This is a genomic window from Dyella sp. SG609 (genome assembly GCF_012275375.1).
Lineage (GTDB): Bacteria > Pseudomonadota > Gammaproteobacteria > Xanthomonadales > Rhodanobacteraceae > Dyella_D > Dyella_D marensis.
This window is the reverse complement of sequence record NZ_JAAZQJ010000002.1, coordinates 605390-618597: the sequence shown is the minus strand read 5'-3', so window position 1 is coordinate 618597 and position 13208 is coordinate 605390. Positions and strand designations below refer to the sequence as shown.

At 68.3% G+C, this 13208-nt stretch carries 12 protein-coding genes; 3 read left to right on the top strand and 9 right to left on the bottom strand.

Going from position 1 to position 13208, the window contains the following annotated elements:
• Window positions 1-56: 56 nt before the first annotated feature.
• The 3 genes from FHW85_RS06165 to FHW85_RS06155 all read right to left on the bottom strand — a co-directional run bounded on the left by FHW85_RS06165 (window position 57) and on the right by FHW85_RS06155 (window position 3561).
• A complete protein-coding gene (locus FHW85_RS06165) occupies window positions 57-230 on the bottom strand; it encodes a hypothetical protein (RefSeq protein WP_167255590.1) in 174 nt (57 codons plus the stop codon).
• Window positions 231-352: 122 nt separating this feature from the next.
• A complete protein-coding gene (gene ppk1, locus FHW85_RS06160) occupies window positions 353-2461 on the bottom strand; it encodes a polyphosphate kinase 1 (RefSeq protein ID WP_210427722.1) in 2109 nt (702 codons plus the stop codon).
• Between the two features lie 206 nt (window positions 2462-2667).
• On the bottom strand, window positions 2668-3561 hold the full coding sequence (locus FHW85_RS06155; RefSeq protein WP_168647670.1) for a LysR family transcriptional regulator: 894 nt from the start codon (window positions 3559-3561) through the stop codon (window positions 2668-2670).
• A 91-nt stretch (window positions 3562-3652) separates the two neighbouring features.
• Here FHW85_RS06155 and FHW85_RS06150 point away from each other — a divergent pair, with 91 nt between their 5' ends.
• A complete protein-coding gene (locus FHW85_RS06150; RefSeq protein ID WP_168647669.1) occupies window positions 3653-4597 on the top strand; it encodes an NAD-dependent epimerase/dehydratase family protein in 945 nt (314 codons plus the stop codon).
• 108 nt (window positions 4598-4705) lie between these two features.
• On the opposite strand, the gene FHW85_RS06145 is transcribed toward FHW85_RS06150, so the two are convergent.
• Entirely contained in the window at window positions 4706-5506 is an 801-nt protein-coding gene (locus tag FHW85_RS06145) for a helix-turn-helix transcriptional regulator (RefSeq protein WP_167255582.1), read from the bottom strand.
• A gap of 128 nt (window positions 5507-5634) precedes the next feature.
• Between FHW85_RS06145 and FHW85_RS06140 the strand changes: the two genes are divergently transcribed.
• Window positions 5635-6873, top strand: coding sequence for an MFS transporter (locus FHW85_RS06140; protein ID WP_168647668.1), 1239 nt, complete (start codon window positions 5635-5637; stop codon window positions 6871-6873).
• A gap of 9 nt (window positions 6874-6882) precedes the next feature.
• Here FHW85_RS06140 and FHW85_RS06135 read toward each other — a convergent pair whose 3' ends face one another.
• From FHW85_RS06135 to FHW85_RS06115, 5 genes are all read right to left on the bottom strand, one after another.
• A complete protein-coding gene (locus tag FHW85_RS06135; protein ID WP_168647667.1) occupies window positions 6883-7344 on the bottom strand; it encodes a hypothetical protein in 462 nt (153 codons plus the stop codon).
• A gap of 3 nt (window positions 7345-7347) precedes the next feature.
• Complete coding sequence (gene murB / locus FHW85_RS06130) at window positions 7348-8376, bottom strand: UDP-N-acetylmuramate dehydrogenase (protein ID WP_168647719.1); 1029 nt, start codon at window positions 8374-8376, stop codon at window positions 7348-7350.
• A 31-nt stretch (window positions 8377-8407) separates the two neighbouring features.
• A complete protein-coding gene (locus tag FHW85_RS06125; protein ID WP_168647666.1) occupies window positions 8408-9445 on the bottom strand; it encodes a quinone-dependent dihydroorotate dehydrogenase in 1038 nt (345 codons plus the stop codon).
• An 11-nt stretch (window positions 9446-9456) separates the two neighbouring features.
• Entirely contained in the window at window positions 9457-10224 is a 768-nt protein-coding gene (locus FHW85_RS06120; protein ID WP_168647665.1) for a class I SAM-dependent methyltransferase, read from the bottom strand.
• A gap of 79 nt (window positions 10225-10303) precedes the next feature.
• The gene (locus FHW85_RS06115) at window positions 10304-11839 is read right to left on the bottom strand and encodes an aldehyde dehydrogenase family protein (protein WP_167255572.1); all 1536 of its coding nucleotides are present in this window, start codon (window positions 11837-11839) and stop codon (window positions 10304-10306) included.
• 261 nt (window positions 11840-12100) lie between these two features.
• Between FHW85_RS06115 and FHW85_RS06110 the strand changes: the two genes are divergently transcribed.
• Entirely contained in the window at window positions 12101-13183 is a 1083-nt protein-coding gene (locus tag FHW85_RS06110; RefSeq protein ID WP_168647664.1) for an acyltransferase, read from the top strand.
• Window positions 13184-13208: the final 25 nt, after the last annotated feature.

Here is a 13208-nt window from a genome sequence, read left to right as displayed (position 1 = left end):
TGGCGAGGCGGCTTGGCGGTCACCCGTGAGGGCGCGTGGTCACGTTGCGCGGCGACTCAGCCGCCGCCGTCGTTGCGGCCGCCGAAGGTGCCGATATCGCCGTCGAACCGGGTCTTCGGCGCACGCTTCTGCATGGGGGCCTGTTTCTGCATCGGCGCGTCCATCGGCACGCCGAACACGTCAGCTGCAATCACGCCTTCTTCACGCACGGTGAGTTCCTGAAGTTCCATGTGAATGCCCTTTGCGATTGAGCCGCGACAATGCGGCCGATCGAGACTAGCACCGGGATATCAGGTCAAACCAGAACTCCATCACGCTCGCCTGGCCCTTCACGAAGCCTGCACGTGGCGGCCTATTCGACGGGGTTGGCGCCCACGCCGCAGATGCGCTCCAGCAGCTGCGCCTGCGCATTGCGTACCGCCTGGCCGGACGGTGCGAGGCGGTGATAATGGCCGTCCGCCTGCAGCACCGACGCGCTGCTGTTGTCGGCGAGGTAGAGTTCCAGTTCCTTCTTCACGCGCTGCTGCAGCTTCTTGCTCTCGATCGGGAAGCCGGTTTCGACGCGGCGGTCGAGGTTGCGCTCCATCAGGTCGGCGCTGGCCAGGAACAGTTCGTCGTCGCCGTTGTTGGCGAACCAGTAGGCGCGGCTGTGTTCCAGGAAACGATCCACGATCGAGCGCACACGGATGTTGTGCGACACGCCCGGCACGCCGGGGCGCAGGCAGCACATGCCGCGCACGATCAGTTCGATCTTCACCCCGGCCATGCTGGCCTTGTACAGCGCGCGGATCACCTTCGGGTCGGTCAGCGCGTTGACCTTGGCGATGATCTGCGCGGCGCGGCCGGCCTGCGCATGCGCGGTCTCGCGCGCGATCAGTTCCAGCAGCGTTTTCTTCAGGGTGAACGGCGCATGCAGCAGCTTCTTCATGCGCAGCACCTTGCCCATGCCGGTGAGCTGGCTGAACAGCTTGTGCACGTCCTCGCACAGCGCCTGGTCGGAGGTGAGCAGGCTGTAGTCGGTGTACAGGCGCGCATTGCCGGTGTGGTAGTTGCCGGTGCCCAGGTGCGCGTAGCGCACCAGTTCGTCGCCTTCGCGGCGCTGGATCAGCATCAGCTTGGCATGCGTCTTCACGCCCACCACGCCGTAGATCACCATCGCGCCCGCCTGCTGCAGGCGCGAGGCGAGGGTGAGGTTGGACTCCTCGTCGAAGCGCGCGCGCAGCTCCACCACCACGGTCACTTCCTTGCCCGCGCGCGCGGCATCCACCAGCGCGTCGACGATCTCGGAGTTGGCGCCGCTGCGGTACAGCGTCTGCTTGATCGCCAGCACGTTCGGGTCTTTCGCGGCCTGGTGCAGAAGATCCACCACCGGCGCGAAGGATTCGAACGGATGCAGCAGCAGCACGTCCTGCTTGCCGATCACCTGGAACAGGTCTTCCTCTTTCTTCAGCGCCTTGGGGATGGCCGGCGTGAACGGCGGATACAGCAGCTGCGGCGCATGCGACTTGTTGGCCAGGCCCATCAGGCGGGTGAGATTGACCGGGCCGTTGACCTCGTACATCTCCGCCGCGGTAAGGCCGAACTGCTTCAGCAGATAATCGGTGAGTTCCTTCGGGCAGTTGTCGGCAACTTCCAGGCGCACCGCGTCGCCGAAGCGGCGCGAGTACAGCTCGCCGCGCAGCGCGCGGGCGAGGTCTTCCACGTCTTCCGGATCGATCGTGAGGTCGGCGTTGCGGGTCAGGCGGAACTGATAGCAGCCGCGCACCGACATGCCGGGGAACAATTCCTCGGTATGCGCGTGGATGATCGAGGACAGCAGCACGAAGTTCTCGCCGCCTTCGCACACGTCGTCCGGCAGGCGGATCAGGCGCGGCAGCACGCGCGGGGCTGGCACCACGGCCAGGCCGGAGTCGCGGCCGAACGCGTCCACGCCTTCCAGCTGCACGATGAAGTTGAGGCTCTTGTTGACCAGCAGCGGGAAGGGATGCGTCGGGTCCAGGCCGATCGGCGTGACCAGCGGCGCCACCTCGTGGCGGAAATAGCGGCGCACCCACAGCTTCTGTTTATGCGACCACTCGTTGCGGCGCACGATGCGGATACCGTGGCGCGCCAGCTCCGGCAGCACGCTCTCGTTGAGGATGGTGTACTGCCGCTCGATCTGCTTGTGTGCGATCTCGCTGATCTCGGTGAGCGCGCGGCGCGGGGCGATGGCGTCCGGGCCGACGATCTCGTGGTCGAAGGCGATCTGGCTCTTCAGGCCGGCCACGCGGATCTCGAAGAACTCGTCCATGTTGCTGGAGAAGATCAGCAAAAACTTCAGGCGCTCCAGGATCGGCTTGCGCTCGTCCAGCGCCTGGTCCAGCACGCGGATGTTGAACTGCAGCTGGGACAGCTCGCGGTGGATGTACAGGCTGCTGTCGTTGAGATCCGGCGGCGCGCCCTGCGCGTCGCCCGCGGGCATGGCGGTGGCGGGCGCTTCTTCGACCGTGAGGCTGGGGCGGTTTTCGCTGCTGGACATCGGGTGCTTCCTGATCCCCGCGGACGGGGTGTGGGAACAGGCATCCTACCCCGTTGCCGCGGCAGGCATGCCGTAAGCCCGGCGGTCAGTCCGGGCCATTTCGCAAACCGTCATATTGCTGCGGAAATTTGACGGCGGCGTGACGGCGCTCAGCTTTGCGCGTAAGCATTCAAGGCTTCGCCGAGATAGTCGAACAGGCTGCGCACGGCGGCCTGGCGGCGCAGGTCCTCGTGCATCACCACCCAGCATTCCATCGGGATCGACAGTTCCTGCGCCAGCAGGCGCACCAGCTTCGGCGTGCGCGCGGCCAAGGGCACCTGGCAGATGCCGATGCCGTAGCCGGCACGCATTGCCGCCAGCGCGGCCAGCGGGTGGTCGGTGCGCAGCGCGAAATGCTCGCGCGTCCAGGGCAGGTGCTTGGGGCGCAGCGTGCGCAGGTACGGCGGTTCCTGGTCGAAGCCGATCAGGCTGTGTTCGCGCAGCTCGTCCAGCGTGGCCGGCGCACCGTGCCGGCGCAGATAGCGCGGATGCGCGAACAGGCCCAGCTCGATGCGCGCGAGCTGGCGCGCGATCAGCGCCTGCTGGGTGGGGCGGGCCATGCGGATGGCCAGGTCCGCGTCCTTGCGCAGCAGGTCCTGCGCGCGGTCGGTGACCACCAGCTCGATGGTCACCCCGGGGTGTTCGCGGCGGAACTCGGTCAGCATCGGCGGCAGCACTTCGGTGCCGATCGCTTCGCTGGCGGTGAGGCGCACCACGCCGCGCACGGCATCTTCGCCCGCGCCGATCGCACGCCGCAGCGCCGCCGTCGCCGAGGCCATCGCTTCCGCATGCGGCACCAGGCGCAAGGCCAGCTCGGTGGGCAGCAGGCCCTGCGGCGAGCGGGTGAACAGCGCGGCGTCCAGCGCCGCTTCCAGCTCGCGGATATGCCGGCCCAGGCTGGGCTGGGTCATGGCCAGGGCGCGCGCGGCGCCGGACAGGCTGCCTGCGCGCATCACGGCGAGGAAGGAGCGGTAGAGGTCCCAGGAGGGTTCGGGCTTGTCCATGCATATTTGTATAGCAGATGTTCGGTCTTCGTGGATTTTCTTATGGGCGCCCCAAGGCCAAGCTTGGCCCATCCCAACGGAGGACGACACGATGAAGCGCACGAAGACGGTACTGGTGGTAGGCGCCAACGGCGGCGTGGGCGGCGAGACCTGCATGGCCCTGCTGCGCCATGGCTGGCATGTGCGCGCGCTGGCGCGCCAGCCCGGCAGCTTGGAAGGCATCGAGTGGGTGCAGGGCGATGCGATGGTGGCGGCCGACGTGCTGCGCGCCGCGGCCGGCGCCGACGTGATCGTGCATGCGGTGAATCCGCCGGGCTATCGCGGCTGGGAGAAACTGGTGCTGCCGATGCTGGACCACACCATCGCCGCGGCAAAAGCAGCCGGCGCGCGCATCGTGCTGCCGGGCACCATCTACAACTACGGCCTCGACGCCTTCCCGGTGCTTACCGAGGATGCGCCCCAGCATCCGGCCAGCCGCAAGGGCGAACTGCGCGTGGCGATGGAGCAGCGGCTGGCGCAGGCGGCGAACGAAGGCGCGCCGGTGCTGATCCTGCGCTGCGGCGACTTCATCGGCCCGCGCAATACGGGCAACAGCTGGTTTTCGCAGGGGCTGGTGAAGGCCGGCAGCAAGGTGCGCGCGGTGAGCTATCCGGGACCGCCGGAGCTGGGCCACGCCTGGGCGTATCTGCCCGACGTGGCCGAAACGCTGGCGCGCCTGCTCGATCGCGCCGACGAGCTGGAGCCGTTCGCTGCATTCCATTTCGGCGGCTATTGGCTCGACGGCCACCAGATGGTCGACGCGGTGCGCGCGGCGACCGGCGATGCGACGGTGCGCGCGGCGCGCTTTCCATGGTGGATGGTGGCAGTGGCGCAGCCGTTCGTGGAGACGCTGCGCGAACTGTGGAAGATGCGCTATTTGTGGAAGCACGAGGCGCGGCTGGAGGATGCGAAGCTGCGGCGGTTTCTCGGCGAGGTGCCGGCGACGCCGGTGGTGGATGCGCTGCGTAGTGCGCTGGTGGGGGCGGGTTGCCTCTAACGCGGCCGGCGTAGGTTAGGGTGAGCGCAGCGAACCCCAACAATGCGAGGCGCCTGGCGGTGCGGTGTTGGGGTTCGCTGCGCTCACCCCAATCTGCGCCGTGCTGTTTCAGGTCGGAGCACCCTTGGCGCGCGGCCGCTGCTCTCCCGCCATATACCGGCTCGGTGGTTCCCCCAGCACCCGCCGAAACGCCGCCGTAAACGCACTCGCACTCCCATACCCCAGCTCCACCGCCACCTCAGTAATCGACTGCCCCCGCCCCAGCCGCGTCAACGCCGCCAGCAGGCACGCCTGCTGCCGCCACGCCGCATAACTCATCCCCGTCTGCTGCCGGAACGTGCGCGTGAAATGCCGCCGGCTCATGTCCACCTTGGCCGCCACCGCGTCGATATCCAGATCCAGCGCCGGCGCATCCAGCAGCGCGCGGCAGAGCTTGTGCAGGCGCGGCTCGGCCGGCAACGGGGTGTTGAGGGCGAGGGTGGGCATGGCGGCGATCTCGTCCAGCAGCAGCGCCATCAGGCGGCCGTCGCGGCTGTCCAGCGCGTATTCCACGGGCAGGTCGACGGCGGCTTCGAGCAGCTCGTGCAGCAGCGGCGACACGGCGATCACCTGGCAGTGCGGCCACAGATGGCGCGCCACCTCCGGCTGCAGGTAGGCGCTGCGCGTGCTCACCTCGCCGTCCATATGCACTTCGTGCATCACGCCGGCCGGAATCCACAGCGCGCGGCGCGGCGGCACGATCCAGCTGCCCTCGGGCGTGATGGTCTTGACCACGCCGGTGGCCGCGTACAGCAGCTGGGCGCGCTTGTGCGCATGGGCGGGCAGCACGAAGCGGGCGGGGTAGTCGTTGCCGGTGGCGACGATGGCGCGCGGCACGTCCTCGTAGTGGTTGACGCGGGTCTGGCGCATGGGGATGGCCCGAATTCGACGGATATTGACCCGCTGGCGTGAGCGGGCCGGCAAGGCCCAATTTAAGGTGCTGGCCTGTGCGCGGCAAGCCGCCGCACCCACCGTCCCCCACAGACCCGCCCGCTCCCATGCAGACCCGCGTCGAAGATCTCCCCCTGCCGGCCGCCGCGCCCAAGACCGAGCCGAAGACCGAATTCGGCATCATCGGCGCGATCAGCTTCGCCCACCTGCTCAACGACATGATCCAGTCGTTGATCCTGGCCATCTATCCGATCCTGAAGGAAGGCTTCCACCTGAGCTTCGCCCAGGTCGGCCTGATCACGCTGACCTACCAGGTCACCGCCTCGCTGCTGCAGCCGATGGTGGGCATGATCACCGACCGCAAGCCGATGCCGTTCTCCTTGCCGGTGGGCATGGGCTTCACCCTGTGCGGCCTGCTGCTGCTGGCAAACGCGCCGAACTTCGGCCTGCTGCTGGTGGCCGCGGCGCTGGTGGGCACGGGATCGTCGGTGTTCCATCCGGAATCCTCGCGCGTGGCGCGCATGGCCTCGGGCGGACGCCACGGCCTGGCGCAGTCGCTGTTCCAGGTCGGCGGCAATACCGGCGCCTCGCTGGGGCCGCTGCTGGCGGCGTGGATCATCGTGCCGCACGGCCGCGGCAGCGTGGCCTGGTTCGCGCTGGCGGCGCTGCTAGCGATCGTGGTGCTGCTGCAGGTGAGCGCGTGGTACCGCGACCACCACGCGGCGCGCGGCAAGGCCAAGGCGCGCCACGCAACGGTGACGCTGACGCGCGGCCGCGTGGCCGGCGCGGTGGCGATCCTGGGGCTGCTGATCTTCTCCAAGTACTTCTACATCGCCAGCATCACCAGCTATTACACCTTTTATCTGATCCACAAGTTCGGCGTGTCGGTGCCCAACGCGCAGACGCATCTGTTCGTGTTCCTGTTCGCGGTGGCGGCCGGTTCGCTGATCGGCGGACCGGTGGGCGACCGCATCGGGCGCAAGTGGGTGATCTGGGCCTCGATCCTGGGCGTGGCGCCGTTCACCCTGCTGTTGCCGCACGCCAGCCTGTTCTGGACCGGCGTGCTCACGGTGGTGATCGGCCTGATCCTGTCCTCGGCGTTCTCGGCCATCCTGGTCTATGCGCAGGAGCTGATTCCCGGCCGCGTGGGCATGATCTCCGGCCTGTTCTTCGGCTTCGCCTTCGGCATGGGCGGCATCGGCGCCGCGGTGCTGGGCAAGGTGGCGGACGCGCAGGGCATCGATTTCGTCTACGGCCTGTGCGCCTACCTGCCGCTGCTTGGCGTGATCACCGTGCTGCTGCCGAACCTCGATGGCCCCAGGCGCAAGGCCGCCGGCGCGGCCTGAGCCGGCGGCTTACCAGCGCATGCCGTGCATGGCGGTGAGCGACATGCCGATCACGATCAGCGCGGTGAGGAACAGCGCGAACGGAATCAGCAGCAACAGCGCATACACATGCGTGCGCGCCTGCTCGCCGCGCCCCTGCCAGGCGCGCAGCACGGCCAGCGCGATGCAGGGCAGGGTCGCCACGGCCGGCAGGAACGGCGCGAAGCCGGCGGTACGCGGATCGAGCACCAGCACCAGCGCCGACAACAGCGTGGCGAAGGCGAGCAGGTGCAGCAGGATGGCGCGGATGCGCGGATGGCCGATCCGCGTCATCCACCAGCCCAGGTACAGCGGATAAGTGAGGCCGCCGGCGTAGAGCCAGGGCGATTCGCCGCGGATATGCTTGGACGCCTGGTCGTAAACCAGCGGCGGAATGATCAGCACCGCGAATATCAGCAACAGATGCAGCGCGATCTTCCCTGCCAGCCTCATGGTTTATCCCTTGCCGACGACCACCGGTTCGGGCTCTAACGTCACACCGAACCTGGCGTGCACACCGGCGATCACCTTCTGCGCGAACGCCCACAGCTGGGCGCCGCTGGCCTGGCCGTGGTTGACCAGCACCAGCGCATGGCGGTTGGAGATGCCGGCGTCGCCGTCGCGCTGGCCCTTGAAGCCGGCCGCTTCGATCAGCCAGGCGGCGGAGAGCTTCCAGCGCCCGTCCGCGCCCGGCCAGGCGGCCAGTTCCGGATGGTCGCGCTTCAGTGCTTCGCCCACGGCCGCAGCGACGACGGGATTCTTGAAGAAGCTGCCGGCATTGCCGATCACCGCCGGGTCCGGCAGCTTGCGCGTGCGCAGGTGCACCACCGCCTCGGCGACGTGGAACGGCGCGGGCTTGTCCACGCCCATGCGCGCCAGTTCCTCGCGGATGCCGGCATAGTCCAGGCGCAGCGCGTGCGCGCGGGGCAGGGCGAAGCGCACCGCGGTGACGATGTAGCGGCCGGGTTCGCGCTTGAACAGCGAGTCGCGGTAAGCGAAGGCGCAGTCGTCGCGGCTCAGCACCGCCACGCGGCGCTCGCGCGTATCCCAGGCTTCCACGCTTTCGATGAACTCGGCCACTTCGGTGCCGTAGGCGCCGATGTTCTGGATCGGCGCGGCGCCGACCGTGCCGGGGATCAGGATCAGGTTTTCCAGGCCGGCGAAGCCCTGGCCCAGGGTCCAGCGCACGAAGTCGTCCCAGCGCTCGCCCGCGGCCACCGCGATGCGGGTGAGCTCGCCTGCCTGCTCCACCTGCACGCCGCGGTTGGCCATGGCCACCACGGTGCCGTCGACGTCGCCGGCCAGCAGCAGGTTGCTGCCTTCGCCCAGCACCAGCAGCGGGCCGCTGCGCACGGCGGGGAAGTCCAGCAGCTCCGGCAGCCTAGCCGCTTCGGTGACCTCGGCCAGCAGGCGCGCGCGCGCATTGACGCGCAGCGTGTTGCGCTGGCCCAGCGGGGCGTTTTCGATCAGCGCGTAGCCGCCCATGTCGGTGCGTTCCGGCGGCAGCGCGTAGCGGTCAGCCGGCATCGTCGTGCTCGCCCTGGCGGCGGATTTCGTCCACGCATTCGCCGATCAGTTCCGGGCCGCGATACACCATGCCGGAATACAGCTGCACCAGCGCCGCGCCCGCCGCGATCTTGCCGGCCGCATCGGCGCCGTCGAGGATGCCGCCCACGCCCACGATGGGCACGCGCTCGCCCAGGCGGCGGCGCATGCCGCGCAGCACTTCGGTGGAGCGCGCATACAGCGGGCGCCCGGACAGGCCGCCGGTTTCGTTGCCGTGCGGCGAGCTGGCCACCGGGCCGCGCTCGATGGTGGTGTTGGTGCAGATCAGGCCGTCGATGCCGGTGGCGAGCAGCACCTCGGCGATGCCGTCCAGCTCCGCCTCGGCCAGGTCCGGCGCGATCTTCAGCAGCATCGGCTTGCGCTGGCCGGACTGCGCGCCCAGGCGCTCCTGCGCCTCGCGCAGCGTTTCGATAAAGCGGCGCAGCGTGGCTTCTTCCTGCAGGTCGCGCAGGCCCTGGGTGTTCGGCGAGGAGATGTTCACCGTCACGTAGCTGGCGTGCGCATACACGCGCTCCAGGCAGAAGAGGTAGTCGTCGACCGCCTTGTCGTTCGGCGTGTCCTTGTTCTTGCCGATATTGATGCCCAGCACGCCGCGGTAGTTGGAGCGCTGCACGTTGCGCACCAGCGCATCCACGCCGGCATTGTTGAAGCCCAGCCGGTTGATCACCGCCTCGTGCCGCGGCAGGCGGAACATGCGCGGCTTGTCGTTGCCCGGCTGCGGGCGCGGCGTGGTGGTACCCACTTCGACGAAGCCGAAGCCGAGCGCGCCGAGCGCATCGAGATGGTCGGCGTTCTTGTCCAGGCCGGCGGCGAGGCCGACCGGGTTGGGGAAGTCGATGCCGAACACGTGGACCGGCAAGGCCTGCGGCGGCCGGGCCAGCACGTGCAGGAAGTTGCTGCGGTGGGCCACGTCCAGCCCGTACAGCGTGACGCGGTGCGCCGTTTCCGCGTCGAGCGCGAACAGCAGGGGGCGAAGATAGGAATACATGCGTGCGGTGCTTAGCCTGGGTGGCCCACGTAGACGCGGGTGTCGTAATCGAAACTGATCTGGCCGTCGCGCGCGGTGGCGTCGAACAGCTCGCGCAGCGCCTGCATCATCGGCGCGTGCTGCGGATGGTCTTCCTTCGGCGCATACGAGGAGGACATCAAGCGCCCGCGCAGGTTGTCGAAATCCAGCTGCTGGCGATGCTCGAAACTGCCGCTGCCGCGGTAACCGTCGCCGAACCAGGCGCGCATGCGCGGCTCGTCGGCGTAGCGTTCGGCCACGCTGGTGTAGTCGGTGCCGTAGCGCTGCAGCAGCGCCTCGTAGCCTTCCAGGAACGGCGTGCCGGTCAGGCGGCGGCTGTTCCAGTAGATCGCCGCCAGCCCGTGCGGGCGCAGGATCCGCGCGAACTCGTGGCGGGTGGCGTCTTCGTCGAACCAGTGGAAGGCCTGCGCCACCGACACCAGGTCCACGCTGTGCGCGGCCAGGCCGGTCTTGTCGGCGCGGCCGTCCAGGGCGCGGAAGTGCTGGTCCAGGCCCAGCCATTTCTCCGCCGCCGCGCGCATGGCGGCATTGGGTTCCACCGCGATCACGCGGTAGTCGGCATCGAGAAACAGCTTGCTGGAGATGCCGGTGCCGGCGCCGACGTCGGCGACCAGCCACTGCGGCGTCACGCCGTGCTCGCGCTGCAGCCAGTCCAGCATCGCCCTGGGGTAATCCGGGCGGTAGCGGACGTAGTCCTCGACGCGGTTGCTGAATCGTTCCGTGGCTTGCAGATCGGTCATGGCGCTAGTCCTTGGGACCTCAGGGAGCCACCGTTACCTATGGAAAAAGCGCCCGGCGCGTGGCCGGGCGCCGTCGCACTTACAGGTCGAACTTGATGCCCTGGGCCAGCGGCAGCGAATCCGAATAGTTGCTGGTGTTGGTCTGGCGGCGCATGTACACCTTCCACGCGTCCGAACCGGATTCGCGGCCGCCGCCGGTCTCCTTCTCGCCGCCGAAGGCGCCGCCGATTTCCGCACCGGAGGTGCCGATATTGACGTTGGCGATGCCGCAGTCCGAGCCGGCCGCGGACAGATACTGCTCCGCCGCCTTCAGGTCGCGCGTGAAGATCGCCGAGGACAGGCCCTGCGGCACGTCGTTCTGCAGCTCGATCGCTTCGTCCAGGCTCTTGAACGGCATGATGTAGAGGATCGGCGCGAAGGTTTCCGTCTGCACCACCTCGTCGCTGTTCTTGACGCCGGCGACGATGGTCGGCAGCACGAAGTTGCCCTTGCGGTCGGTGAGCGCGGCGCCGCCGGTCAGCACCTTGCCGCCGCTGGCCTTGGCCTTCTCCACCGCGCCGAGATACGCCTGCACGGCGTCCTGGCTGTTGAGCGGGCCCATCAGGGTGGTGGCCAGGGTGGGGTCGCCGATCTTGCCTTCCACCTGCTTGTAGGCGGCGACCAGCTTGTCGGTCACTTCGCCGACGATGGACTCGTGCACGAACAGGCGGCGCGTGGTGGTGCAGCGCTGGCCGGCGGTGCCGACCGCGCCGAACACGATGGCCGGAATGGCCAGCTTAAGGTCGGCGCTCGCGTCCAGGATGATGGCGTTGTTGCCGCCCAGCTCCAGCAGCGAGCGGCCCATGCGGCGCGCCACGCGCTCGCCGACCATGCGGCCGACCTTGGTGGAACCGGTGAAGCTGATCAGCGGGATGCGCTTGTCGTCGACGAAGCCCTGCGAGAGGTCGGTGCCGGCGTCGTTGAACAGGAAGAAGATGTCCGGGAAGCCGCCGGCCTGCAGCGCCTCGTTGCAGATCTTCATGGTGGCGATGGCCGACAGCGGGGTCTTCGGCGACGGCTTCCAGATGCAGATGTCGCCGCAGATCGCCGCGAGGAAGGCGTTCCACGCCCACACCGCCACCGGGAAGTTGAACGCGCTGATGATGCCGACCAGGCCCAGCGGGTGGTACTGCTCGTACATGCGGTGGCCGGGGCGCTCCGAATGCATGGTGTAGCCGTAGAGCATGCGGCTCTGGCCCACCGCGAAGTCGGCGATGTCGATCATCTCCTGCACTTCGCCGTCGCCTTCGGGCTTGATCTTGCCCATCTCCAGCGCGACCAGCGAGCCGAGGGCATCCTTGTGCTTGCGCAGCGCTTCGCCGCACAGGCGCACGGCTTCGCCGCGGCGCGGGGCCGGGGTGGTGCGCCAGGTCTTGAAGGCTTCCTGGGCGCGCTTGACGATGGTTTCGTAGTCGGCGGCGCTGGAGGCGTGCACGGTGCCGATCACCTCGCCGGTGGCCGGATTCACCGGCTGCAGCGCGCCGGCGTCCGCCGTGCGGGACCATTCGCCCTGGCCGAGATAGGTGCCGGAATGCTCCGCGCCGATGCCGAGCGCCTTGAGGATTTCGTGGGACATGCTTGCTCCTGGACCGTGGCGCCTGGGGGCGCGGAGGTGGTTTGGGATGGGTGATTAGGGATGGGTGGAAAAGGGCAATTCTAGCAGGCCGGCACGGGTAGGCCCGAGGCACGGCCGGCGGCGGCGGATGGTGCGCCGCGCCATCGGGCCGGCAGGGCCTCACCCGGGGGGATTTGCGTGACAGGGATACGACATGGTTCTGGCGTATCCTCCGCGCGGAAAAAAACGGCCGCGGCCCTGCCGCCGTTGCGAGGAGTCCTCTTGAAGACGTTCGAAGCGATATGCGCGGAACGCGCAGACCAGCAGTCCAACAACTTCCTGCTGCTGCGCCTGCTGGCGGCGATGCTGGTGGTCTACGGCCATTCGTTCCGCCTGGCCGCGGAATGCGCTTCCTGCGTGGACCTGGCTTCGCTGGTGTCGCGCGACCCGGAAATCCTCAGCCACCGGATCGGGCTTTTCATCTTCTTCGTGATCAGCGGTTTCCTGGTGACCAAGAGCTGCGTGGAAAGCCGTTCCGCCGCCAGCTATTTCGCCAAGCGCGCGCTGCGCATTTTTCCGGGCCTGATCGTCTGCGCGCTGGTGATGACCTTCGTGCTGGGCACGGTGTTCACGTCGCTGAGCCTGCCGGAGTATTTCTCCTCGCCCACCACCTGGCGCTATCTGCTCACCAACGCCACCACCTATCGCATCGCGGGCGATCTTCCCGGCGTGACCTTGCGCGACGGCGCCTTCGCCGGCGTGATCAACGGCAGCCTGTGGACCATCCCGGTGGAGGTGCGGCTGTACATCCTGGTGGGCCTGGCCGCGCTGGCGGCGTACAAGTCGCGCGCGGCGTTGAATGCGCTGGCCGTGCTGCTGATCGCATCCGCGTTCTTCGACTTTCTGCCGATGATTGCGCATGGGGTCTGGGAATATAAGCTCGCGGCGATGTTCTGCTTCGGCGGCCTGGTGTACGTCAACCGCCGCTTCATTCCCTACAGCCCGGCGCTGGCGGTGGCGCTGCTGGCGATGACCTTTCTTTCCGCCGATACCCGCGCGTTCTATCCGCTGTGCTATCTGACCCTGGCCTACGGCACGCTGGTGATCGGCTACGGACGCAAGCTGGCGCTGCCGCGCTGGATCGACGACTACAGCTATGGCGTCTATCTCTACGCGTTTCCCATCCAGCAGGTGATCGCGCATTACCTGCCGTCGGCCGGTCCGTACAAGATGTTCGTGCTGGCCGCGCCGCTGGCGCTGCTGGCCGGCATGCTGTCCTGGCGGCTGGTGGAGGCGCCGGCGATGGCGCTCAAGCAGCGCATCGCGCGCAGGCCGCTGGAGCCGGTGGCGGGCGAGGCCGCTTAGTGACAAGCCGGCCCGCCGCCAGCGA

Coding starts and splice junctions, on each gene's coding strand:
- FHW85_RS06165 (WP_167255590.1), bottom strand. CDS start 230: ATGGAACTTCAGGAACTCACCGTGCGTGAAGAAGGCGTGATTGCAGCT.
- ppk1 (WP_210427722.1), bottom strand. CDS start 2,461: ATGCCCGCGGGCGACGCGCAGGGCGCGCCGCCGGATCTCAACGACAGC.
- FHW85_RS06155 (WP_168647670.1), bottom strand. CDS start 3,561: ATGGACAAGCCCGAACCCTCCTGGGACCTCTACCGCTCCTTCCTCGCC.
- FHW85_RS06150 (WP_168647669.1), top strand. CDS start 3,653: ATGAAGCGCACGAAGACGGTACTGGTGGTAGGCGCCAACGGCGGCGTG.
- FHW85_RS06145 (WP_167255582.1), bottom strand. CDS start 5,506: ATGCGCCAGACCCGCGTCAACCACTACGAGGACGTGCCGCGCGCCATC.
- FHW85_RS06140 (WP_168647668.1), top strand. CDS start 5,635: ATGCAGACCCGCGTCGAAGATCTCCCCCTGCCGGCCGCCGCGCCCAAG.
- FHW85_RS06135 (WP_168647667.1), bottom strand. CDS start 7,344: ATGAGGCTGGCAGGGAAGATCGCGCTGCATCTGTTGCTGATATTCGCG.
- murB (WP_168647719.1), bottom strand. CDS start 8,376: ATGGGCGGCTACGCGCTGATCGAAAACGCCCCGCTGGGCCAGCGCAAC.
- FHW85_RS06125 (WP_168647666.1), bottom strand. CDS start 9,445: ATGTATTCCTATCTTCGCCCCCTGCTGTTCGCGCTCGACGCGGAAACG.
- FHW85_RS06120 (WP_168647665.1), bottom strand. CDS start 10,224: ATGACCGATCTGCAAGCCACGGAACGATTCAGCAACCGCGTCGAGGAC.
- FHW85_RS06115 (WP_167255572.1), bottom strand. CDS start 11,839: ATGTCCCACGAAATCCTCAAGGCGCTCGGCATCGGCGCGGAGCATTCC.